Here is a 22,089-nt window from a genome sequence, read left to right on the forward strand (position 1 = left end):
CTCCCCGTGCCCTCAGCTCTGGAACGGATCCCGCATCAGGATGGTGTCGTCGCGCTCCGGGCTGGTCGACAACAGAGCCACCGGCGCCCCGATCAACTCTTCGATCCGACGCACATATTTGATGGCGTTTGCGTTGATGTCCTTAAAGCTGCGAACCCCGCTGGTGCTCTCGCTCCAACCCGGGAGTTCCTCAAACACTGGCTCGGCCGCCGCCTGGGCCTTCAGACTGGACGGCAGATAATCCAGCACTTCGCCGTCGATGCGATAGCCCGTGCAGATCTTCAGCGTCTTCAGCCCGTCCAGCACATCCAGCTTGGTCAGGGCGATGCCGTCGATGCCGTTGATCGCCACCGACTGGCGCACCAGCACGGCGTCGAACCAACCGCAGCGCCGCGCCCTGCCGGTATTCACCCCGACCTCGCGACCCACGGTGGCCAGGTGCTCGCCGACGGCATCGTTCAGTTCGCAGGCGAATGGCCCTTCGCCGACGCGGGTGGTGTACGCCTTCACGATCCCGAGCACATAGCCGACACCGCGCGGCCCCAGACCCGAGCCCGCCGCCGCCTGTCCGGCGACGGTGTTGGACGAGGTGACATAGGGATAGGTGCCGTGATCGACGTCCAGGAAGGCGCCCTGCGCACCTTCGAACAGGATCCGCTTGCCGGCCTTCTGCGCCTGATCCAGCACCCGCCAGGCCGGCTTCACATAGGGCAGGATCTTCGGCGCGATCTCCAGAAGTTGCGCCAGCAGGGCCTGCGGATCGATCGGCTCCAGCCCCAAACCGGCGCGCAGCGGATCATGGTGCGACCTCAGCCGCTCGATCTTGATCTTCAGATCGTCTTCGTTGGCCAGGTCGCAGACCCGGATCGCGCGCCGCCCCACCTTGTCTTCGTATGCGGGGCCGATGCCGCGTCCCGTGGTGCCGATTTTTGCCCCGGGCGCGCTCGCCGCCGCCTCGCGCGCCACGTCCAGCGCCGGATGGATGGGCAGGATCAGACAGGCGTTGTCGGCGATCGTCAGGATTTCGGGATTTATGGTGACGCCCTGGGCCTCGATCTTCGCGATCTCCCCGACCAGATGCCAGGGATCGACGACCACGCCGTTGCCGATGATCGAAGGCTTGCCCTGCACCACGCCGCTCGGGAGCAAGGCGAGCTTATAGACCTTGCCGTCCACGACCAGCGTGTGGCCGGCATTATGGCCGCCCTGGAACCGCACGATGATGTCGGCCCTGTTCGACAGCCAGTCGACGATCTTGCCCTTGCCCTCGTCGCCCCACTGGGCTCCGACCACCGCTACGTTCGCCAAGGTATTCGTCTCCGCCTGATGCGGGCGCAGCCTATAGCGGGGGAATCGGGGAATGTCGTCCCGACCGGGACGAATTCGGCTCAGAGTTCGCGGACAGCCGTCTCGAACGCCCAGTCCAGCCACGGGGTGGCGGCGACGATGTCGTCGGTCTCAATCGTGCAGCCGCACCAGATGCGTAGTCCGGCTGGCGCATTGCGGTGGCTCTCGACATCGAACGCCGCCTGTTCGACCTCCAGCAGCGTCTTCATCCGCTTGACGAAACCCTGCCGTCCCGCGTCGTCCAGCGCCCTGACGCGCTGATCGACGATCTTCAGGCACACCGAGGTCGTCGAGCGGATCGTGGCATCCTCAGCCAGGTAGTCGATCCAGTCGGTACGTTCGACCCAGTCGTTCAGCGCCGCCGCGTTCGCGTCCGTCCGCCGGATCAGTTCCGCCAAGCCGCCCGCGCCCTTCGCCCACTCCAGAGCGTCGATCCAGTCTTCCAGCGTCCACACCGAGAAGGTGTTCAGCATCGTGCCGGTGGCCAGGCTTCGGTCGAAACCCTTGCCGTCGCGCAAGCGCAGCACCTTGGGTACTGCACGCGGGGGCTCATAGGCGTCCAGGCGGGCCACGGCGCGGGGCGACAGGGCAGCCACCCCGATCCCCGCCTCGCCGCCCAGCGCCTTCTGGAAGGAGAAGGTCACGACATCCAGCTTTTCGAAATCCATCGGCATGGCGAAGGCCGCCGATGTCGCGTCGCAGATCACGATCCCCTGGCGGTCGTCGGAGATCCAGTCCACGCCCGGCGTCTTCACGCCCGAGGTCGTGCCGTTCCAGGGGAAGACCAGATCCTTCTTCGGATCGACCTTCGACACATCCGGGAACCGGCCCCAAGGCGCCTCGAGGATCTCAAGCTGGTCGAGTTTCAGGTGATCCCTGGCGTCGACAGCCCACTGCTTCCCGAAATTCTCGAAGGCCATCACCTGCACGGGCCGCTGGCCCAGCATGTTCCACATGGCGGCTTCGACCGCCCCGGTATCCGACCCCGGCAGATAGGCCAGCACCCAGTCCCGCGGGATTTCCAGAAGCTCCTTGGTCAGGCGCAGGCCATAGGCGAACCGCTCGACCACCTCCGGCGAGCGGATGCCCCGCCCCAGCAGGTCGTGCGGCAAGGCCTGCGACGACCATCCCGGGCGTTTGGCGGTCGGCCCCGCCGCGAACCAGGGCCGCACGGGTTTCGTGTTCGGCTTCGACATCATCAGCTCTTGCCCGGCTTGTAGGGGCGGTTGGCGCGCCAATCTTCGGCCACCCGGTGCAGGATCGGATCGATCACATCCGGCAAGGTCACGATCAGTCGCGCCTTCAGGTCGCCCCGGGCCCCGCCGGCGAAGGCGCCGCGGCCCTTGAGACGAAGCGTCTGTCCGGAGTTCGCCCCGGTCGGCACGGTCACCGAGACGGTCCCGTCCGGCGTCTGGCACTCGACCTTGCCGCCCAGGATCGCATCGGGGACCGAGATCGCCAGGTCCATGGTCAGATCCGCGCCCTCGACCTTGAATACCGGATGCGGCGCGATCCGTAGCTCGATCAGGGCATCGCCCGGCTCGGTCCTTCCGGGCGTTCCCTGGCCACGCAGCCGGATCGTCTGCCCGTTGGTCGCCCCCTTGGGAATGGTGACGTCCAGCGTCCGGCCGTCCGAGAACTGGATCCGCCGCGTCGCCCCGCCGATGGAGTCCTCCAGGCTGATCTCCAGCGTCGCCCGAACGTCCTGCCCACGACCGAATCCGGCGGCCCGCCCCCGACCGCCTCCGCCGAACCGGCCGAAGATGTCGTCCAGATCCAGGTCCTCGAACGCCCCGCGACCGCCGGGCCCTCCGCCCGCGCCGAAGCCGCCGAAACCGCCCGTCCCCATACCCGCGCCGCCACCCGGCTGTCCGCCGCTGTAGCCGCGATACTGGGGCTGGCCGTCGGCGTCGATCTGGCCGGTGTCGTATTTCGATTTCGTGTCGGGATCACTCAGGATATCGAACGCGGCCGAGACGCGTTTGAACCGTTCCTCGGTCGCCTTGTCACCGCGGTTCTTGTCCGGGTGCAGTTCCTTGGCCAGTTTACGGAACGCGGCTTTGATGTCGGCGGCGTTCGCCCCCCTGGACACACCCAGTTCCTTGTAGGGATCACCCGCCACGCCGTTCGCCGCTCCGTCAAACTTCGTCGAATCCGGCTCGCGCGTCGCGACCGGCCTTCGTCTCGTCAGTTAAGGCATGCGGTGTGCGGCGCAATGCTTTTCAGGCGATCAGCGGCGCCTGCGCCTCGACGCCCCACCCGAAACCGGGCCCGTATTGCGCCACCGCCACGACAGCATCCGGCTCGCCGCCGCCCGGAAAATCTTCGGCTATGTCCTCCACAGCATAAAGGAACGAAGCCTCCTCCACCTCGAACGTCCGCCGCTGCACGCTGCCGTCAAGGATGCGCACCCGGAACCGGCGCGGATCGATTTCGGCCGGCTCCTGGTCCCATACGTCACCGATTCGGACCCTGGGCGTCCATACCAGTCGCCGTCCGCCGCCCTCCTCCAAGACCCTCAGGACTGGACTCCACGGCCTCGCGTGTAGTCGCATCGGCGTAAAGGCGGCATCGACGAACCCGAGCCCGCCCGGGGCCCGCCCGTTCGGCCCAACCCGCGCGATCCGCGCAAGACCGCGTTCCCCCGTCGCCGTCTCGAACCGTCCCGCCCGGGGGTCCAGCAGCACCACGATCGCGCCTTCGGGCGCCCCCTCCTCCATCTCGCCTTCCGTCCCTTGCTGCCCCCGCAGCAGTCCGCTCAGTCGCCAGATACCGGCGCCCAGCAGGGCCGCCTGCCGATACTGCACGATCTCCCACCCCGCCGCCGTCTCCACGGCAGCCAGGTTCGCCCCGCCCAGAACCGCGCTCTCCGACAGACTGGCCGGGGCCGCGCCCTCCAGCCGCACCACCACGGCGTTCGTTTCGTCCCAACGATGCAGCACGCCGGGCGTCAGGGTCTGTGTCAGCCGCCCTACGGTCGCGGGCGCCCCGACAGTTCCTCTGGCGGTCAGGGTCTCCGCATTCTCTCCGACATGCACCGTCACTGGCCGCCATGGTTCGCAAGCCACTGCCGCGATCAGCCGATCGTCCGGCTCCGCGCCCGGCAGGGGCGGCAAGTCAAGGATTCGCACGAACGGGGCTCCCGCCGACTCGATACCGGACCCACGCCGCCACACAACCGGCTCGGTACCGACGCTCTCACCATCGCGTCTCGCCAAAACCGCCGTCGGCGTCTCGTCCAGCGTCACCCGCTCGGCCCGCCAAATACCCGTCTCACCCTCGACCGCCACAGTGTCTCCGGCCTCGAGCCGCAGCGCCTCCAGAGGCCCCAGGGCGACCGTCAACCGATCTTCGCCCTCGCCCTTGAGCAGCCGTCGGGCCAGGGCCTTCGCCAGCCCCGGGCCACAGACGGCAGGCAGGTCGGCATCGACACTGCCTCCGTCGCCCTCGCCCCGCACCACCGTCGCGCCGGTCTGATAGTCCGCGCCTTCGTCGATGAAACGGATTCGCGCCGTGGCCGGCAGGGCCTCCAGAGACCGCGTCCGCACTGGTCCCGCGCGCTCCTCCGTCAATCCCAGATCAGCCAGCGCCAGCGATCCACCGGCCCCCTCGACCCCGATCAGCGACACCCGTCCGCCTCGCTCACACGCTTCCATGTCGAACGCTTGCAACAGTGGCTCAAGCGCGTCGCGTGTCCGCATCGGCCGGTCGGTCACATAGCCGGACACGGCCCCCGAGGCTGCACCGATCTCGAAGTCTTCCACGCCGCCGCGTCTCAGGATCGCGGCCAGCAGCGACTGGGCATCCCCGCTCATCCGTCCATTCAGCCAATGCCCGGCCTCCCATGCTCCCGCATCAGCCCAGACGTCCTCCAGCGCCGGAAATGCCGGATAGGGTCGCGCATCCCAGCACCAGGCGTCCGCCGCCTCCAGCATCGGCTCGCCATAGACCGTCGAAACCGGATTGTTCGCGGCCGACTCGAAATGCTGAAGCACCGCCTCCAGCGCTCGCCGCTGCATCCGGTCGTCTCGAACACCCGTCGAGTGCGGCGGTAGGAAGCTCTCTGACGATTTCGGGTCCTGGAACAGGTTTGGCGCATTGCCGCCCCGATCCACTGCCGCGCAACCGAACTCCGTCAGCCGGATCGGCTTCATCCCCGGAACCCACGGCGTCGGCGTCGCGCTGCGAACCCCGCCCGGACGATTATGGTGTGCGTGCGACCACCATCCCGCCAGGTCCTTCGACCGGAACACCCAGTCCTCGCCATCCGCCCCATCAAGGATCGGCGTGCGCACCTGCGCCGCCCGATCCGCATCGCTGGCGTAATACCAGTCGAACCCCTCGCCGCCCGCGACCTGGCTCGCCAGATAGGTCGCATCGTCGGGCGCGCCGAACACCTCCGCGTCGATGCCGCCGTCCCCGGCCCGCCAGTCGCCCAGCGGCGGATACCAGTCGATGCCGACGTAGTTGATCGCCTCGTCCGCCCACAGCGGGTCCAGATGGAAGATCACGTCCCCCGACCCGTCGCCCGGCCTATGTCCCGAATACTCCGACCAGTCCGCCGCATAAGACAAAGTCAGGTCCGGCCCGACCACTGCCCGGCAATCCGCCGCCAGAGCCCGGTACTGCGCGACCGCCGGATAGCCGCCGCCCGCATCCCGCGTCCACGTCAGCCCCCGCATCTCCGACCCGATCAACAGGCCGTCGCATCCCGTCTCCGCCGCCAGCCCCGCATAGTGGAGCGCCAGCCGCCTGAGACCCCAATCCCCGCCAAAGATCGCCGCCACATCCCCTGGCGCTTCTGCACCGTCCTCGCCCTTGATCCGCCCGCGCCACGGATAGGCCGCCTGCCGGACCCCGCCGTAGGGATCGGGCAGGTCATTGTCCGTCGCCACATCCATGAACACGAACGGATACAGCGTCACCGCCCACCCCCGCGTCTTCAACGCCGCCACCGCCTGCCGCACGCTCTCGTCCGACGGCGTGCCGCCATAGGCTGGATGCCCGTCGATCTCGGAGATCAGGTGCGCGTCTACGCGTTCCAGCCCGGCCACGGACCAGCCCAGCGGCTCCGTCGGCTTGTCGCGGCGCTCCACACCCGGCTTCACCCGGCAACGCCCGGCCCTCAGGTCGTCACCGAACCATCCGATCACCAGGCTGACCCGCTTAAGGTTCGGACACTGCGCCGCCAACTGATCCAGCGACGCGGTCAGATCGGTCCGCCCATCGCCCAGATGCACATTCTCGGCTGTCGTCCGGGTCAACCCCTCGCGGCGCACTACCGGCTCGGTCGCCAGCACGAACTCGCCCGCCCCGGGGATCAGACAGACCCCCTCCAGCTTCTCCTCCAGCGTCTCGCCGCCCGGCCTGCGGAACACTTCGAAACTCAGTTGCGGCGCCCGATCCCCGAACGCGCCCAGCGGCAGGTCCTCGAACACCACATAGGCCGTATCTCTGTACGCGGAGACCTCGCCTTCCACCGCCTCGATCAGCGGATCCGGCATCTGGTCCCGAGTCCCGCGATAGATCCGCATCGCCACCCCCGTCTGGTCCAGCAACGTGCCGTCCGCCCAGACCCGCCCGATCCCGTCGATCGGTCCCTCGCAGACGGCCACGGCGAAACTCAGTGAATAGGCGTAGTCGATCGCCCTCGGCCCGCCCTTGCCGCCGCCGCTTTCGTTGCGTCGTTCCAGGAACCGCGCCGCCCAGATCACCTGCCCTGTAATCCGTGCCCGCCCGAACGCGCAGACCATCGGCGCGCCCTCCGCCGTCGACTGGATTCTCAGTGTTTCCAATCGCGGACCGCGCTGACGCGCCGGCGACAGGGCGCCGATGAGTCCGCGATCGACCACCCCGCCCAGAGCCACGCCAATGGCGTGCCCGACCCCGCCGCCGATCAGTCCGCCGATCCCGCCCAGAACCACCTGCGCCATCAGTCTTCTCCTTCAGGCCAGGCGAACACAGCCGTCAGTCGCCGCATCCACCACGGCCCCATCCAGCTCTCCACCACCGACCGTCCCCAGTAGGCGTGGATCATCCTCGGCTCCGGTCCCTCGACCGAGGTCAGGATCGCGCAGTGTTTCACCGGCGCCCCTTCGGCCATACGGAACAACAGCACGTCGCCCGGCCGCATCTCCACGACCGGTTTCTCGACCAGCCACCGCCGCGCCGCTTCCAGCAGAGTCTCCTCCCCACCCACTTCGGCCCAGTCGGGTTGATAGGCGGGCGGCTCCTCCGGCTCGTCGCCACGGATCTCCCGCCACACCCCGCGCACCAGCCCCAGACAATCCGCCCCTTCACCCTTCAGGCTCGCCTGATGCCGATAGGGGGTGCCGAGCCACCCGCGCGCCGCGGTCAGCGGGTCGCTCATCGCCGACTCCCGCCGTCATGGCGCCCGCCCGTCGCCGGATAGGCGGTCAGGAAGTCGTCGCCTGGAATGTCGGGGAAACCCTGGAAGTTGACGCCGTTGCCGAACGTCCCGACGCAGGTCTGCCACCGCTTGTCGCAGCTCCGCCCGTCGGGTTCGACGCGGCACCGCGCATCGCCCAGCACGGCGTCGCAGGTTCGCCCGTAGGTCCGCCCCACGACCCGTTCCAACGCCGCCAGCGGTCCCTCGATCTCCGCCGTGAACCCCTGGCCTTCGCGCCGGATGCGGCTCAACACTCCGGCGCCCAGTCTCACCTTCAGGTCAGGCCGCTGCCAATCCACCCGCCACATCGCGACCGTCGCCCGGTCCCACAACCCTGCCGCCACATCCGCCTCGACGATCCGCTCATCATCCAGCACGCCGCCGACTGCGAGGCCGCCGGCGGCCAACCCTTCCGCCGCCTCCGCCGCGCCTCGCGACCATCCGCTGGCCGCCCGACAAACGACGCCGTCGACGCGCACATCCCGGTCATGATCGGTGAACCCCAGCCGCTCCCCATCCGCCCGCCCGACGATCCAGGCATGGCAAAGCGTCGCCGCCCCGCTTTCGATGCGGGCGAGCAGTTCCTCCGGAATCTCTCGCATCTCAGATCCTGACCTCGATCAGGGGAACCGCCGCCATTCGTCCGGCCCCGAAGCTCTCCAGCGTCACCTCCAGCCGGTCCGCGTCGAACCGGACGGGCGTGTCGAACAGGAACCCCGCCGTCACGGTCACGCCCACGCCCGGCGCCGCATCCAGGGTCACCATGCCCGTCGTCGCATCGACCGCGAACGCCGAGGACGCCAGCTCGACGTCCCCCACCGCCACCTTGACCGATCCCTCGACCGGCTTGGTGATCGGGCGTTCGACATCGCCATACGCCTTCACCAGCTGAAACGCCGATCGTGCGCCATCCCCGACATCCAGAACGGCGTCGGCCGGTCCCGGCGTCCCGCCCGGCTCGCAAGAGGCGAAGTCCGCGAAGTCACGGAACCGAAAGCCGTACAGCCGCCCCCGCCGCGCCTCGAAGAAGGCCGTCAGCTCCGCCATGTCCGCCAGCGATTTCAGATTTGCGCCGATCAGATAGCGCCTTCGCCCCATCGCCCAGGGGCTGGATCGCCGCTCGAACCCGGACGCCAGGGTGACGACATCGGTCCGCCGCTCCACCCCGCCGGTCGATCCGAACGCCAGCCGTGCAGGCAGGCGAACCTCGTGAAACGCCATTCTATAACTCCTGATTCACTTGAAGGGCGAGCGCCGCTCGTCCAGTCTCCGCCCGAACGCGGCCAGCCCCGGCCGCCGGCAGGGGAGCCTTGGTTCAATGCGCGGTCAGATTCTCAGCTTCGACGACGCCTCGGGCGCCGGTCTCATCTCGGGCGACGACGGCATCCGCTACACCTTCGGACGCGAAGCGGTGTCGCCGCCCGCCGCCATCACCGCTGGCCTGCGCGTCGATTTCGTGCCTGTGGCGGGTGAAGCCACCAACGTCATGCTCCTGGCCGCTGCTCCGGCCCCGGGCGCGCCCTCTGCGACGCCCGGCGTTCCGGTCGACAACTACGATTTCGCGAAGGCGATGTTCGCCTTCGACGGCCGGCTGCGCCGATCGCACTTCTGGATTTCCTGGGTCATCCTGTTCGTCGGCGGCTGGGTTCTGAACTTCATCCCGCTCCTGAACCTTCTCGGGATCGTGCTGCTTTGGCCCCACTTCGCCATCGGTGCGAAACGTCTGCACGACATGGGTCATACTGGGTGGCTCATCGCCGCTCCCTACGTCGTGGGTCTCATCGGCATGATCGCCATCTTCGCCACCGTGGGCACATCGCTACTGACCAACTACGCCGCCATCGAGAACGAGGATCCCGCCGCCATACTGGCCATGATCGGTCCATCCATCGGCATCGTCGGCATCATCTGCCTGATCCAGCTGGGCTTCCTGATCTGGATCGGCGTCACCGACAGCCAGCGCGGCGACAACCGTTTCGGCCCGAGCCCCAAGGGCGAGTAGCCCGGGCTCAAACCGCACCGGGATCAGAGCCGTCGCGCGCCCAGCGCGGCGGCTCTCGCCAGCATCTGGGCGATCTGCGCCTCGGACCTCAACAGCGCCGGCGCCCCGCCATCCACCGTGACGTTCACCGTGACTCCGCCTGATCCGCCAGGCTCGATCACGCCCGATCCCTGAGGTCGGAACACCTCCGGTCCGCGTTCGCCAACCAGATAGGCCCCGCCGCCCAGCAGTGCGCCTCCATCTGCCCGCGCCCCGCCGAACCCGACGACGCCGGCTACGGCTTGCGCGATCGCCGCGCCCAGCCCGCCGCTTGATCCGCCCAGCCCCGCACCGACGGCCCCCAGCACTGCTCGCGCCAGTTCGGCCAGGCTGACCTCCCCGTCCGCCGCGGCCCGCGCCAATGATCGCGTCAGGCTGGCTCCCGCCCGCCCGAACGCCTCCTCGATCGCCCCCGCCGCCCGCTCCGCCGGCTCCCGCAACGCCTCCAGAGCCGCAGCGGCTTCCGCCGCCCGTGCGGGGACCCCGTCCAGTGCATCCGGTCGATCGTCGTCGCTCATGTCTCGCCTCCATCCGGCCAGGCCGCCATCAGTCGCTCGAACTCAACCCGCCCCAGCGGCGAGACGCCCGGCGCGCTCTCCGTCAGCATCCGCCATTCGGCGAGCGACAGCAGCCAGAACGCGGGGGGCCTGACGCCCATCGCCATGGAGGTCCGCAGCATGGCCGACCAGGGCGTCGCCTCAACCACGCGCGGCCGTGAAGGCCAGGGCGACGGCCTCGGCCGCCTCCACAGGGTCGATCGCTGCCCGGTCCAGATCGCCCGCCAGCGCGCCTTCGCCGCCGCCCCGCAACAGGGCCGCCAGCACCGCCATCAGATCCCGCGCCGACAAGGCCCGCATCCGTTCCGCCAATCCGGCGACGCCCGACACGTCCAGCGCTGTCTCGATCTCGGCCAGCGCCCCCAATGTCAGGCACAGCCGCCGCTCAGCCCCCGCCAGCACCGCGACCGCCTCGCCACGCACTTTGTTCACCCCGATCATGCGGCCGAGAACGCGACGGCGCCGGCGCTGGCCAGGCTGATGGCGAACGTCGCCTCGCCTTCGTGGTCGCCCGCGTATTCCAGCGCCGAAACAAGGAACGGCCCCTCCAGCGTGCCGAAATCCGGCACCACCAGCCGCCATGTCTTCAGCCCCTGGTCAAAGAAGGCCTCGCGGATCAGGGCGTCGGAGGCCGCGTCGCGGAAGATCCCCTGGCCCGACACCGCCGCGGACTTGACCCCGGCGCCGCCCAGCAGCTCTCGCCACCGGCCGGCGCTGTCCGCGTCTGTCGCATCCACAGTCCTTGCGTTCAGCGAGATCGTCCGCGCCCTCAGTCCCGCCACTGTCGAGAACACGCCGGGCGCGCTCTCGATCTTCAGCAGGATGTCTTTTCCGCGCTGTGCGGCCATGGTCATTCTCCTCAGATGTCTTCGGTGATCGCCCGCACGCGCACCACGCCCCAGACCCGCCTGTGGTCGCTGGAGCGGAACACGTCGGCATAGGTCGCCCGGATCGACACGGCGCGAACGCCGTCCGCCTCCAGCGCCGCTTCGTGCACCGCCGCTCTCACGGCCGCACAGATGGCCTTGGCTTCTTCCGTCCCGGCGAAACGTGACGCGCAGCGCAGGCTCAGTTGATGCTCGATCCCGCACCCATCCGCCTCGACCGGTCGGCTCTCGGATCGACCCACCAGCAGATGCGGATAGCCCGCGCCCCTCGGGGCCTCGTCCCAGACCCGCGCCGGCTCGCCCAGCAGGGCCTGCAAAGCCGCGTCCGCGCGCAGGTGCGCGATCAGCGCCTTCTGCAGCGCATTCTCATGATCGCTCATCGCGTCCTCTCGATGTTCAGGATTACGCGTCCGGGCCGGGCCGGATCGCCGTCGACGGCGGCGATGAGCCAATCGGCCCCGCCGAACCGGATCACCCGCCCTTCACTCAGACGCGGATCGGCACGCGTCTCCGCCAGCGCCATCTCGACCGCCGAGGTCAGACCCGCTTCCGTCCGTTCGCGTCGTTGTCGCCTCTCCAGCCTGAGCCAGACCGAGCCGAGCGCCTCGTAGCTGACGGCCAACCCGCCATAGGGCGTCTCCGCCTCGACGCGTTCCAGCAGTTCGGCCAGCACCCTCACAGCCGCACCGCGCGATAGGGCGCAATCCAGGCCTCCACCGGCCGGATCGACATATCGACCTCGCCCCGCTCATAGGCCCGCAAGGCCAGCATCAGGATCGCCAGCCTCAACGGCGCTGCCGACGCGGAGGTGAGGGCCAGCCCCGCCTCGCCCTCGACCCGCGCCTGGGCCGCATCAATCAATGTCTGGATCAGCCCGTCCTCCGCCTCGTGCTCGACGCGCAGAAACAGCTTCGCCTCCGTGAGAGACACGGGTGCGGTCATGAGAAATCTCCGATGTCAGAATGCCCATCTCCCCTTGCGGGAGAGGGCTTGAGCGCCCGCGAGCGAAGCGAGTGGTCTTGCGCGAAAGGGTGAGGGGTCTCGCTGCCGAGAACCGGCGAGGGTCGGCGTCACCCCTCACCCGCCCGCGCCAGGACGGCCGCTAACGCGACCGTGCGCGGCCTCCCTCTCCCGCAAGGGGAGAGGGAGCAACCATCAGCTCGCCGCGAACTTCATCACCTTGATGGCGTCGAAATTCTGCACCCCGCCGCCGACCCGCTTGGTCGTGTAGAACAGCACATAGGGCTTGGCCGAATACGGGTCCCTCAACACCCGCACCCCGGCGCGATCCACGATCAGATAGCCGCGCTGGAAGTCGCCGAACGCGATGGCATGACTGTTCGCCGCGATGTCCGGCATCGTCTCGATCTCGGTCACCGGATAGCCCAGCAGCGACGCAGTCTCGCCCGGCCGCGACGCCGGCGACCAGATGTAGTTGCCGTCCGCATCTTTGAACTTCCGGACAGCCGAGACCGTCTTCCGGTTCATCACGAACCGCCCGTTCGGCCGGAACTGGGCCTTGGGCGCATAGATCAGGTCGATCAGCCTGTCCGATGGGCTGGAGCTGGCGAAAGCTCCCGCCGCCCCCGAGGCGACATAGCCAATGTCACCCCAGGTCTGGGATGCATCCGCCACGATGGAATAGCCAAGGAAGCCCCTGGGCTTGTTCACCCCATCACCCGTCACGAACGCCGCCGTCTCCTGCGCCGCGAAGGCGTCCTCGACCTCGCTGGCCAGCCATTCGTCCAGGTCGACCAGGGCGTCATCGAGCAACGACTGCGTCGCCGCCGGATTGGCGTACAGATCGGCGGCAGGGAACTCCAGGAGGGCCAGGGTCGCCGGATCCGTCTCCGGACGCGCTGCCGTCTCGGCCACCCAGCCCGAGGCGATCCCCGCCGTCGACACGGGCTTGCGGAACACGCCCGACGCCACCGTCCGCACCGTGGCGATCTCGCGCATCGGACTGGTCGCCATCAGGCGCCGCTCAATGGCCCGCTCCGTCTCCGGCGGCACGACATAGCCGCCCGAGCTCGACGCCGACGACAGCCCGGCCTTGAGCTCCAGACCCAGCTCGCGCCCGGTCCGCACATAGCCCTCGAACGCGGCCTTGGCCTCGGGCGCCGAGGCGACCACGGCCGGTTCGGCGCCGATCGCCGCCCCGATCACAGGCCTGCGCGCGTCCGACAGCGCCCGGTCCAGACGCGCCTGGGCCGCACCCACCGCCTGGTCGATCCGCGCCACCTTCTCCTCCAGCAGCGTATCAGCCGAGGCCTTCTTCTCGATCTCGCTCAGCCGGGCGTCGTTGGCCCCTTTGAACGCCTCGAACGCCGCCATCATCTCATGCATGGCCGCGCGCGCTTCGGGCGAAGCCGAAGCCTGTTTGGTCTCTTTCATCGTGTCTCCGCTTGATAAATCCGGCGGCTCATCCGACCGGAACCGCGACCGGAACCGTCAGGCTCCGTTCGATTGACAGGCCCCGGCCCTCATGGTCGGCTCGCCCAAAGGCAAAGCTTCCAGGAAGGGCCGCCCCCGATGTCTCTGATCCGTTCCGCGATCCTCGCGACCGCGCTCGTCGCCTCGGCCGGCGCGGCCTCCGCCGCCCAGCGCTGCGGCGCTACGACCCACACCAGGTTCGACGAGACCCGCGCCTATTTCCAGAACACCCTCGGCGCCTGCCGCCCCGACGGCTTCTGCTCCGCCGTCCTGGCCCTCACGCCTCCCGACGATCAGACCGCCTATGCCCAGCAGCTGCGCATCGCCCGTCCCACGCCGGGCGCGGACTATGTGGTCGAACTGGTCGCCGTCGTCCCCATGAACGCCGGCGACGGCCAGCCCATGTCGGTCTCCTTCGGCCGCCGCCCCATCGACCTGACCGGCAAGGCAGCGGTCGGGGACAGCGCCAACGCGTTCGAGATCACCGACGCGGCGACCGTCTCGGCCATCGTCTCGGGTGCCCGCCGCTCCAACGGCATGCGCTGGACCTACCAGTCCGAGACCGGCCCCGCCGAGGCCTGGTTCGCCCTCGGCGGCGTCACCCGTGCCCTGACCTGGATCGACTGTATGGGCCGCCGCTAGACCGGCCCGAACCGCGCGCCCGGCAGCATCGGAAACGTCACCAGCGATACCTCCCACAGGTCCACGCCGCTGAGCACCCTCAACCGCCCGTCCCTGCGCGCCTTCGCCGCCCGGAACCCGATCGACAGCCCGTCCAGCGCTCCCGCCCGGCTCAAGGCCTGGGCATAGCGCGCCTCCGCCGACCAGTCGGCGATCCGGCCCCGAACAAGCAGGCCCCGATCGTCCTCGACGATCTCGTCCCAGACCCCGATCACGGCCCGGCTCTCGTGCTGGTGCAGCATCCGCACCCCGCCCGCCCCGGTCCGCTTCAGGCTGTCGCCGAACGCGCACCTCGCGACGACATCCCCGTTCAGATCCGCCACGCCCCAGAGCGAGGCATAGCCCTGGATCGCCAGCCCGGCTTCGATGGCCACCGTCATCGCCCGCCCTCCAGCTTGCGCTCGACCCGCTCGACAGCCGCCCGCGTCGCGAGCCCCTGTTCCTCCAGTCGTGCCAGCCGCTCAGCCACCAGCCTTTGCTCGCCGACCCGGTCTTCCAGTGTCGCGATCCGCGCCGCAGCCCCGCCGGCCCACACCAGTCCGCCGATGGTCTGGATCGCCAGCGCCGCGGCCATGGCCGTCGCCAGCTTCTTGAGATCGTCCATCAGTCGCCGACCCCCGCCATCCGCCGACGTTCTTCGTCGGTCAGGAAACTTGCGGCGTTCAGCCGTGCCCACAGCGCGTCCCGTTCCGGCTGCAGCGCCGGTATAGCGTCCAGATCCGGCTCGATCCGCACGTCCTCGAACCTTCCGCCCAGCCAGCCGCTCAGCGCCCCGGCCATCTTCCTCGCCAGGGGAACCACCGTCCCTCGCCAGAAGGCCGCATTGGCCTCGCGATAATTCGCATAGGTCGCGTCGCCGGGAATGCCGAGCAGCTGCGGCGGCACACCGAAGGCCAGGGCGATCTCCCGCGCAGCCGCGTGCTTGCCGGCGATGAAATCCATGTCCGCCGGGCTCATCGACATCGGCTTCCAGTCCAGCCCGCCCTCCAGCACCAGCGGCCGCCCTGCGTTCGCGGCCCCAGCATGCGCCTCGCCCAGTTCCGCCTTGAGCGCCTGGAACTGCATTTCAGTCAGCCGCTCTCCGTCTTTCGACGAGAAGACCAGCGCCCCGCTCGGCCGTGCCGCATTGTCCAGCAGCGCCTTGTTCCAGGCGCCTGAACTGTTGTGCACGTCGATCGCGAACGCCGCCGCCTCCAGCGGCGAGAATCCGTAGTGATCATCCGTCGGATGAAACAGCTTCAACTGCATCACCGGCATCCAGCCGTCTGCCTCCCGCCCGATCCTCACCGATCGTCCGCCGACCGCATATTCATAGGCCTCGGGCCACCCCGACCGCCCCGGCACGATCCGCACCCGGTCCGGCCTCAGGCTCCACAGTTCGCCGGGTGTCTCGTCGCCCACAGCCTCGACGTAGGCGTTGCCCGCCGTCTGGAGGGCGCCATAGACGCCCTCCAGCCATTCCGGCCCCGACTGTTCCGGGTTGGGCTTGGCCATCAGCCGCGCTACCGGATGCGCGTCGTTGCGCACCCCGTCGACGAACACGACCAGCGGCGCCGAGGCCGCCGCCTCCGCGATCATCCGGACGCAGCGATAGGCTACGGCGTTCTTGCCGAACCCTTCCGCCGCCAGGCTGGCATAGTCGCGCGGCGTCCACCGCGGCCGTCCTGCGCCGGTCACCGCGATCAGCGGGCCGACGCGACTGTCCTTGAGCTCGGGCGCGGCTCGGCCGACCCGCCATGGAAATTTCGGCATGGCTTCTCCCGTGGCCGGGGGCCCCGGCGTGAATTTTGGTGTGTGCGGTCAAGCGTCCGTCAGAGCCCGGGGCTTCCACCGACGGCGCGCACGCCGGTCAGATGTTGGCGATGGTCATGCCATCACCCGTCGCTTGAGTTCGTTGCCGGCCCCGAGCCGGGAGTGACCCGTGACCGGATCGATTCTCGCCCCCCGGCCTCACCGACCGCCCGAAGCACTTGTGTCGGGGGGGGGGGGCTCGCCCCGTTTCGTCCCCATTTCCGGCTATGCCCAAACTATAGGGGACCAGCGTCACAAGGCGCGTAAAATGGCTCTTAAAAGTTCCGGCCGTTGAAATCGCGGGCGGATTCGGACGATCCGTTGATGGCTATCGCCGAACCTTCGACAGTCGCGCCACTCTGGCCTCGCTCTTGTCGACGCAGGGTCAAGGCGCCGGCGATGGCCCCGATCAGGTCGCCCATGTGGATCGGTTTGCCGACATGGCCGTCCATCCCGGCCCGCGCACAGGCCTCGATCTGCTCGGGCTGCACGTTGGCAGTCAGGGCGAGGATCGGTACGCTGGCCCTCGCTCCGTTCAGCGCGCGGATCGCCCGCGCCGCGTCCATCCCGTCCATCACCGGCATGTGCACATCCATCAGGATCAGGTCGTAGTCTTCCTTGGATGCCGCCGCGACCGCCTCGGCGCCGTCGCACACTGCGTCCAGTTCGACACCCCACCCCGACAGGATGATCCGCATCAACTCGCGGTTGGCCGGGGCATCGTCAGCCAGCAGGATCCGCGTTCCGGGCTCCAGCAAGATCACCTCGCCGATTGCCGCGTCCGCCGGTCCCTCGGCCTCAACCAGCGGGATCTCGAACCAGAAGGTCGAGCCCTCGCCCGGCCGACTATCGACCCCGATCACGCCACCCATTAACTCGATCAACCGGCGCGAGATCGCCAGCCCCAATCCTGTCCCCCCATAGAGCCGCGTCGTCGACGCATCGGCCTGGGTGAATCGTTCGAACAGGGTGCCGATCTTCTCAGACGCAATGCCGATACCGCTGTCGCTCACCGCGACCCTCAACTGCCCGCCACAGCGGCGCACATCCAACCGGATTTCCCCCGAAACCGTGAACTTCACGGCATTGGACAGGAAGTTCAGGGTCACCTGCCGCAACCGGCCTTCGTCCCCGATGATCGCGACGGGCAGATCGTCGGCGATCTCGACGATCAGACCCACGCCCTTGGCCCGGCATTGGGTCTCCACGATCGCCGCCGCGCCCCGCGCCGTTGCCGCCGGATCGAACGCAGTCGCGTCCAGGCCGACCGCCTCGGCTTCCAGCTTGGAGTAGTCCAGAATGTCGTTGATGACGCTCAGCAGGGCGTCGCTGGACGTGGCGATGCGGTCGGCATAGCGCCGCTCGGCGTCCGGCAGTCCGGCGCTGGCCTGAAGCAGCCCGGCGAACCCGATCACGCTGGTCAGCGGCGTCCTCAGTTCGTGGGACATATTGGCCAGGAATTCCGACTTGGCCCGGGCCCCCGCCTCGGCCACGTCGCGCGCTGCGATCAGTTCGTCCTCGAGCGCCTTGGTCGCGGTCACGTCGCGCACGACGTCGTGAAACTCGACCACCCGCCCCGCGTCGTCACGGATCAGGGTCGTGCGCGCCTCGAACCACCGCGTTTCACCGCTGGCCAGATTGCCGCGATAGCGCAGGCCGTCCCGTCCCGTGGCCCCGTCGCTGCGGACCAGATCGCGGAAGGCCTCGGTCAGGCGCGGAACATCCTGGTGATGGATCAGGGCCGTCACCGACTGCCCGATCAGCGCGTCCGGGGCCATGCCGGACACCGCCTCGACGCTCGGCGAGACGTAGCGGATGCGCCCGTCCACCCCGTAGGTCAGGAGGATGTCGCTGGCATGGTCAGCCAGCAGACGGTAGCGCGCCTCGCTCGCCTCGGTGCGCTGCTGGGCAAGTTTCTGGTCGGTCACATCCTGGAACACACCGAACAGGGCAGCGGTGGCGCCGGTGTCGTCCCGCTCGGGCCGGCACTGGGACGTGACGATCCGCTCCTCGCCATCTTCGCGGATCAACCGCAACTGGAACCCGGCCGGTTCGCCGGTCTGGATCGCCTCGCTGAGGGTGTCCTGCACGATCTGCCGATCATCGGGGTGGTAGCAGCCGATGGCGTCGTCCAGGCCCGGGTCGAACGTCGCGCGGCTCTTGCCGTGAATTCGGTAAACCTGGTCTGACCAGGTGGGTTTGCCTGTGGCCACGTCCAGGCGCCAGCTTCCGACACCGGCCAGTTCCTCGGCCATGGTCAGGGTCTCGACCAGTTCGGACTGCACCCGGTCGGCCGCCTTGCGCGCGCTGATGTCGCGGACATGGTCGTGGATTTCCAGCAAGGTCCGCCCGGTCTCGTCCCATACGGCACGGGGCGAGGCTTCAAGCCAGACGATCGTACCGTCCGCCCGGATCGCCCGATATTCAAGGCGCGGCATCGGTGCCCCCGGCCCGGACCGAAGGCAGGCGAGCAGCACCGCTTCCACGGGCGCATGATCGTCGCCCAGAATGAACTCCGCGCATCGGCGTCCGACCATCTCTTCGGGCCGATAGCCCAGAATCATCTCGGCTGAAGGCGACACATACAGGAACGTCCCGTCCGGCCGGTAGCGGGCGATGATGTCGGTGGCCGTCTCGCTCATCATGCGGAACAGCGCCTCGCTCTCTCTCAGGCGTTCCTCGGCGAGGAGGCGTTCGGTGACGTCCTGAAAGGCCCCGTAGAGGGCGATCGGCCTTCCGGCCTCATCGCACTGGGTCGCTGCACGGGTGCTGACCCGCCGTTCACCGCGCGCGCCGCCGGTCAGCCGCAGGTCCAGATTGTAGCCCTGTCCCGTTGCGATTGCCCGTTCGACGCAGGCCGCCAGCATTTCGCGGTCCTCCGGATGGTAGTCGGCCAGAACGTCCCCATAGCCGGGGTCGAATGTCGCCCGGTCATGGCCGTGGATGCGATAGACCTCGTCGGACCAGTCGACCTTGCCGGTGACAAGATCGAAGCGCCAATGCCCCGTCCCCGCCAACTCTTCGGTCAGTTCCAGCAAGGCCAGTTGTTCGGCCTGGGCCCGGCTGGCCTTGACCTGATCGAACAGGTCGCCGGCCAACCGCGCGAGATGGCGCAGCATGGTCATCTGCGCTGGCGTCGGCGGGTCTCGCGGGACGGTATCCATGGCTCCGATCGCACCGATCGGTCTGCCCGCGCCGTTACTGATGGTCGCCCCGGCGAAAAACCGTATCCGGGGTCCTGCAACCACCATGGGGTGAGCGCTCAGGTCCGGGTCGTCCAAGGCGTCGGGCACGACCAGGGTCGCATCGGGGCCCATGGCCACTAGCCTGGCGCTTACGCTGACCTCGCGCGGCAGGGTCTTCTGTCCGACGCCGATCTCGGAGCGAAACACCGCCTGATTGTCCTCAAGCACGGACACCAGCCCGAAAGGGACGTCGAGTGCCGCGCAGGCCAGCGCCGTCAGCCGATCGAACGGCGTCGTGAGGGTTTCAGAACCCGGGGTCGCGCTGTTCATGAAACCTGCGGCCGAACGGCTGCGCTGAGCTTCGGATAGAAGGTTCCAAGGTTGGGTTAACGCGGTTCGTTTCCGCGTTCCTCATTCCACTCCATCGCCTCGTGTTCGACGGCGTCCTCGGGCTCGGCCAACTCCTCCTCGGAGATCGTCTGTCCCCGGATCGAGACACCGGCCGTATGTACGGTCTCCGGGTCGCCCGACACCAGCGGATGCCAGTCCGCCAGACCACGGCCCTCATGGATTCGCCGGTATCCGCATGACTTCGGCATCCACGCCAGCGCCTGGATATTCCACGGCGTCAGCTTGATGCAGTCCGGCACATGCTCCTTGCGGTTCGCATAGTCGGTGCAGCTGCACAGCTGGCTGTCGAACAGCTTGCAATGAACCCGTGTCGGGAACACCTCGCCCGTATCCTCATCCTCGAAACGGATCAGGCAGCACAGTCCGCACCCGTCGCACAGGCTCTCCCACTCCTCGCGGGTCATCTGATCCAGGCGCTTCGTCTGCCAGAAGGGCTTGGGTTCGGGGGTCACAGGCTCTACATCCACGCGTCCCTTTAGCCTCCCCGGCTCCCGAAAGCATCCATGGCTCCCCGCTCTTCTCCGAGACCCCCTCTCGTCGCCCTCAAGGACGTCCGTCTGCAGGATGGACCGCGCCCCCTGTTCGACGGCGTCGACCTGGCCATTGAGCCGCGGACCCGCTCGTGCCTCGTCGGCCGCAACGGCGCCGGCAAGTCCACCCTGATGAAGGTCGTCATGGGTCTGATCGAGCCAGACAGCGGAACCCGCTCGATCCAGGGCTCGGTCAAGTTCGCCTATGTGCCGCAGGAGCCGCTGATCGCCGGCGACACCCTGCTGGACTACGCCACCTCGAACGGCGCCGAGCACTGGACGGCGGAGGCCTGGCTCGAGACCTTCGGCATGGCCCCGAACAAGTCCACCAAGGGTCTGTCCGGCGGCGAGATCCGCCGCGCCGCCCTCGCCAAGGCCTTCGCCGAAGAGCCCGACCTGCTGCTGCTCGACGAGCCCACCAACCACATGGACATCCTGGCAATCGAGCTCCTCGAGACAGAGATCATCAACGCCAAATGCGCCGCCCTGATCGTCTCCCACGATCGCGCCTTCCTGAACCGTGTGACCCAGTCCTGCCACTGGCTGGAAGGCCGTCGGGTCCGAACCCTGAACAAGGGGTTCGACGCCTTCGACGAATGGGCCGCCAAGACCATGGAAGAAGAGGCCATCGCCTTCCAGAAGCTGACCAGGACCATCGAGCGCGAGACTGTAACATTCTACAGTTCGATCACCGCCCGCCGGAGCCGCAACGAAGGCCGCGCCCGCTCACTCGACGCCCTGCGCGCCGAACGCACCGAACAGGCCAGGGACCGGCCGCGCGAGATGCTGCTCGGCGTCGATTCCGGCTCCACGTCCGGCAAGCTGGTCGCCGACCTCAAGGGCGTCACCAAATCCTTCGGCGACCGCGTCGTCATCAAGCCCTTCACCAGCCGCATCATCCGGGGCGATCGCCTCGCCATCGTGGGCCCCAACGGCGCCGGCAAGACCACCCTGGTCAAGATCATGCTCGGCGAGCTGGAGCCCACAGAGGGCACGGTCAAACTCGGAGCCAGCCTGGAGACCGTCTATCTCGACCAGTCGCGCGACGGCCTGAAGTCCGACATGACCCTGTGGGACGCCCTGACGCCGGGCGGCGGCGACTCGATCATCGTTCGCGGCTTCTCGAAGCACGTCGCCGCCTACGCCAAGGACTTCCTCTTCACCGACGCCCAGCTGCGCCAGCCGATCTCGACCCTGTCGGGCGGCGAGCGTAACCGACTGCTGCTGGCCATCGCCCTGGCCAAACCCGCCAACATGCTGGTCCTTGATGAGCCGACCAACGACCTCGACATGGACACGCTCGACAAGCTGGAAGAGCTGTTGGAGCAGTACGACGGCACCCTGATCCTGGTCAGCCACGACCGCGATTTCGTCGATCGCCTCGCCACCTCGACCATCGGCATGAATGGCCGGGGCGAGATCGTCGAAACCCCGGGCGGCTGGACCGACTTCATCCGCCAGAACCCCGGCTTCCTGAAACCCCAGACCGCCGCCCCGGCCGGGTCGAAACCCGCGCCCGTCGTCGCTGCGCCCCCGCCGCCTCCCGCCGCCAAGGGCAAGCTGTGCTTCAAGGACCAGCACCGGCTCAAGGAGTTGGACGCCCTGATCCACGCCCTGCCTGTGGACATCGCCGGCCACCAGAAGCGGCTCGATGACGTCAACTTCTATTCCCGCGACCCGTCCGGCTTCGCCTCCACCATGAAGGCCCTGGAGGCTACCCAGGAGAAGCTTCACGCCGCCGAAGAGGAATGGCTGGAACTGGAAGCCAAGCGGGAAGCGCTCGCAGGTTAGGGTCGTCAGCATTCGGCACTGTCACA

23 protein-coding genes are annotated in these 22,089 nt (G+C 68.4%); 3 read left to right on the forward strand and 20 right to left on the reverse strand.

Annotated elements, in window-relative coordinates; translation table 11 throughout:
- Nucleotides 1–12 precede the first annotated feature (12 nt).
- The 7 genes from ACP7AB_RS00440 to ACP7AB_RS00470 all read right to left on the reverse strand — a co-directional run bounded on the left by ACP7AB_RS00440 (nucleotide 13) and on the right by ACP7AB_RS00470 (nucleotide 8,977).
- Nucleotides 13–1,308, reverse strand: coding sequence for an adenylosuccinate synthase (locus tag ACP7AB_RS00440; RefSeq protein ID WP_425987807.1), 1,296 nt, complete (start codon nucleotides 1,306–1,308; stop codon nucleotides 13–15).
- 80 nt (nucleotides 1,309–1,388) lie between these two features.
- The gene (locus ACP7AB_RS00445; protein ID WP_425987809.1) at nucleotides 1,389–2,546 is read right to left on the reverse strand and encodes a phosphoserine transaminase; all 1,158 of its coding nucleotides are present in this window, start codon (nucleotides 2,544–2,546) and stop codon (nucleotides 1,389–1,391) included.
- Entirely contained in the window at nucleotides 2,546–3,469 is a 924-nt protein-coding gene (locus tag ACP7AB_RS00450; RefSeq protein ID WP_425987811.1) for a J domain-containing protein, read from the reverse strand. The genes ACP7AB_RS00445 and ACP7AB_RS00450 overlap by 1 nt, the downstream gene beginning before the upstream one ends.
- Before the next feature lie 100 nt (nucleotides 3,470–3,569).
- Complete coding sequence (locus ACP7AB_RS00455; RefSeq protein WP_425987814.1) at nucleotides 3,570–7,280, reverse strand: baseplate multidomain protein megatron; 3,711 nt, start codon at nucleotides 7,278–7,280, stop codon at nucleotides 3,570–3,572.
- Complete coding sequence (locus ACP7AB_RS00460) at nucleotides 7,280–7,717, reverse strand: NlpC/P60 family protein (RefSeq protein WP_425987816.1); 438 nt, start codon at nucleotides 7,715–7,717, stop codon at nucleotides 7,280–7,282. The genes ACP7AB_RS00455 and ACP7AB_RS00460 overlap by 1 nt, the downstream gene beginning before the upstream one ends.
- Complete coding sequence (locus tag ACP7AB_RS00465) at nucleotides 7,714–8,358, reverse strand: baseplate hub protein (RefSeq protein ID WP_425987818.1); 645 nt, start codon at nucleotides 8,356–8,358, stop codon at nucleotides 7,714–7,716. Before ACP7AB_RS00465 ends, ACP7AB_RS00460 begins: the two co-directional genes overlap by 4 nt.
- 1 nt (nucleotide 8,359) lies before the next feature.
- Nucleotides 8,360–8,977: a phage distal tail protein, Rcc01695 family gene (locus tag ACP7AB_RS00470; RefSeq protein WP_425987820.1), complete on the reverse strand. Its 618-nt coding sequence runs from the start codon at nucleotides 8,975–8,977 to the stop codon at nucleotides 8,360–8,362.
- Nucleotides 8,978–9,074: 97 nt separating this feature from the next.
- Here ACP7AB_RS00470 and ACP7AB_RS00475 point away from each other — a divergent pair, with 97 nt between their 5' ends.
- Nucleotides 9,075–9,758: a DUF805 domain-containing protein gene (locus tag ACP7AB_RS00475; RefSeq protein WP_425987822.1), complete on the forward strand. Its 684-nt coding sequence runs from the start codon at nucleotides 9,075–9,077 to the stop codon at nucleotides 9,756–9,758.
- 23 nt (nucleotides 9,759–9,781) lie between these two features.
- Here the strand turns inward: ACP7AB_RS00475 and ACP7AB_RS00480 are convergent, their stop codons facing one another.
- From ACP7AB_RS00480 to ACP7AB_RS00515, 8 genes are all read right to left on the reverse strand, one after another.
- A complete protein-coding gene (locus ACP7AB_RS00480; protein ID WP_425987824.1) occupies nucleotides 9,782–10,315 on the reverse strand; it encodes a phage tail tape measure protein in 534 nt (177 codons plus the stop codon).
- Nucleotides 10,312–10,476 (reverse strand): phage tail assembly chaperone, encoded by a 165-nt coding sequence (locus tag ACP7AB_RS00485; RefSeq protein WP_425987826.1) that lies wholly within the window; start codon nucleotides 10,474–10,476, stop codon nucleotides 10,312–10,314. Before ACP7AB_RS00485 ends, ACP7AB_RS00480 begins: the two co-directional genes overlap by 4 nt.
- Before the next feature lie 19 nt (nucleotides 10,477–10,495).
- Nucleotides 10,496–10,795: a GTA-gp10 family protein gene (locus ACP7AB_RS00490; protein ID WP_425987828.1), complete on the reverse strand. Its 300-nt coding sequence runs from the start codon at nucleotides 10,793–10,795 to the stop codon at nucleotides 10,496–10,498.
- Nucleotides 10,792–11,202, reverse strand: a complete 411-nt coding sequence (locus ACP7AB_RS00495; protein WP_425987831.1) for a phage major tail protein, TP901-1 family — start codon at nucleotides 11,200–11,202, stop codon at nucleotides 10,792–10,794. Before ACP7AB_RS00495 ends, ACP7AB_RS00490 begins: the two co-directional genes overlap by 4 nt.
- Before the next feature lie 11 nt (nucleotides 11,203–11,213).
- A complete protein-coding gene (locus tag ACP7AB_RS00500; RefSeq protein ID WP_425987833.1) occupies nucleotides 11,214–11,621 on the reverse strand; it encodes a DUF3168 domain-containing protein in 408 nt (135 codons plus the stop codon).
- Nucleotides 11,618–11,920 (reverse strand): phage head completion protein, encoded by a 303-nt coding sequence (locus tag ACP7AB_RS00505; protein ID WP_425987836.1) that lies wholly within the window; start codon nucleotides 11,918–11,920, stop codon nucleotides 11,618–11,620. Before ACP7AB_RS00505 ends, ACP7AB_RS00500 begins: the two co-directional genes overlap by 4 nt.
- Nucleotides 11,917–12,183 carry a head-tail connector protein gene (locus ACP7AB_RS00510; protein WP_425987839.1) on the reverse strand — a complete coding sequence of 89 codons (267 nt, stop codon included), beginning with the start codon at nucleotides 12,181–12,183 and terminating at the stop codon, nucleotides 11,917–11,919. The genes ACP7AB_RS00505 and ACP7AB_RS00510 overlap by 4 nt, the downstream gene beginning before the upstream one ends.
- Before the next feature lie 213 nt (nucleotides 12,184–12,396).
- Entirely contained in the window at nucleotides 12,397–13,635 is a 1,239-nt protein-coding gene (locus tag ACP7AB_RS00515; RefSeq protein ID WP_425987842.1) for a phage major capsid protein, read from the reverse strand.
- Between the two features lie 138 nt (nucleotides 13,636–13,773).
- On the opposite strand from ACP7AB_RS00515, the gene ACP7AB_RS00520 reads away from it, so the two are divergent.
- Entirely contained in the window at nucleotides 13,774–14,316 is a 543-nt protein-coding gene (locus ACP7AB_RS00520) for a hypothetical protein (RefSeq protein ID WP_425987844.1), read from the forward strand.
- On the opposite strand, the gene ACP7AB_RS00525 is transcribed toward ACP7AB_RS00520, so the two are convergent.
- The 5 genes from ACP7AB_RS00525 to ACP7AB_RS00545 all read right to left on the reverse strand — a co-directional run bounded on the left by ACP7AB_RS00525 (nucleotide 14,313) and on the right by ACP7AB_RS00545 (nucleotide 20,194).
- Nucleotides 14,313–14,735: an HK97 family phage prohead protease gene (locus ACP7AB_RS00525; protein WP_425987847.1), complete on the reverse strand. Its 423-nt coding sequence runs from the start codon at nucleotides 14,733–14,735 to the stop codon at nucleotides 14,313–14,315. The genes ACP7AB_RS00520 and ACP7AB_RS00525 overlap by 4 nt on opposite strands.
- Nucleotides 14,732–14,959, reverse strand: a complete 228-nt coding sequence (locus ACP7AB_RS00530; RefSeq protein ID WP_425987849.1) for a hypothetical protein — start codon at nucleotides 14,957–14,959, stop codon at nucleotides 14,732–14,734. The genes ACP7AB_RS00525 and ACP7AB_RS00530 overlap by 4 nt, the downstream gene beginning before the upstream one ends.
- Nucleotides 14,959–16,107: a phage portal protein gene (locus tag ACP7AB_RS00535; RefSeq protein WP_425987852.1), complete on the reverse strand. Its 1,149-nt coding sequence runs from the start codon at nucleotides 16,105–16,107 to the stop codon at nucleotides 14,959–14,961. Before ACP7AB_RS00535 ends, ACP7AB_RS00530 begins: the two co-directional genes overlap by 1 nt.
- Before the next feature lie 314 nt (nucleotides 16,108–16,421).
- On the reverse strand, nucleotides 16,422–19,661 hold the full coding sequence (locus ACP7AB_RS00540) for a PAS domain-containing protein (protein ID WP_425987854.1): 3,240 nt from the start codon (nucleotides 19,659–19,661) through the stop codon (nucleotides 16,422–16,424).
- Nucleotides 19,662–19,717: 56 nt separating this feature from the next.
- Nucleotides 19,718–20,194, reverse strand: a complete 477-nt coding sequence (locus ACP7AB_RS00545; RefSeq protein ID WP_425987856.1) for a YcgN family cysteine cluster protein — start codon at nucleotides 20,192–20,194, stop codon at nucleotides 19,718–19,720.
- A 51-nt stretch (nucleotides 20,195–20,245) separates the two neighbouring features.
- On the opposite strand from ACP7AB_RS00545, the gene ACP7AB_RS00550 reads away from it, so the two are divergent.
- Nucleotides 20,246–22,063, forward strand: coding sequence for an ABC-F family ATP-binding cassette domain-containing protein (locus tag ACP7AB_RS00550; protein ID WP_425987858.1), 1,818 nt, complete (start codon nucleotides 20,246–20,248; stop codon nucleotides 22,061–22,063).
- Nucleotides 22,064–22,089: the final 26 nt, after the last annotated feature.

This window comes from Brevundimonas sp. TWP3-1-2b1 (assembly GCF_049896165.1).
GTDB lineage: Bacteria > Pseudomonadota > Alphaproteobacteria > Caulobacterales > Caulobacteraceae > Brevundimonas > Brevundimonas subvibrioides_B.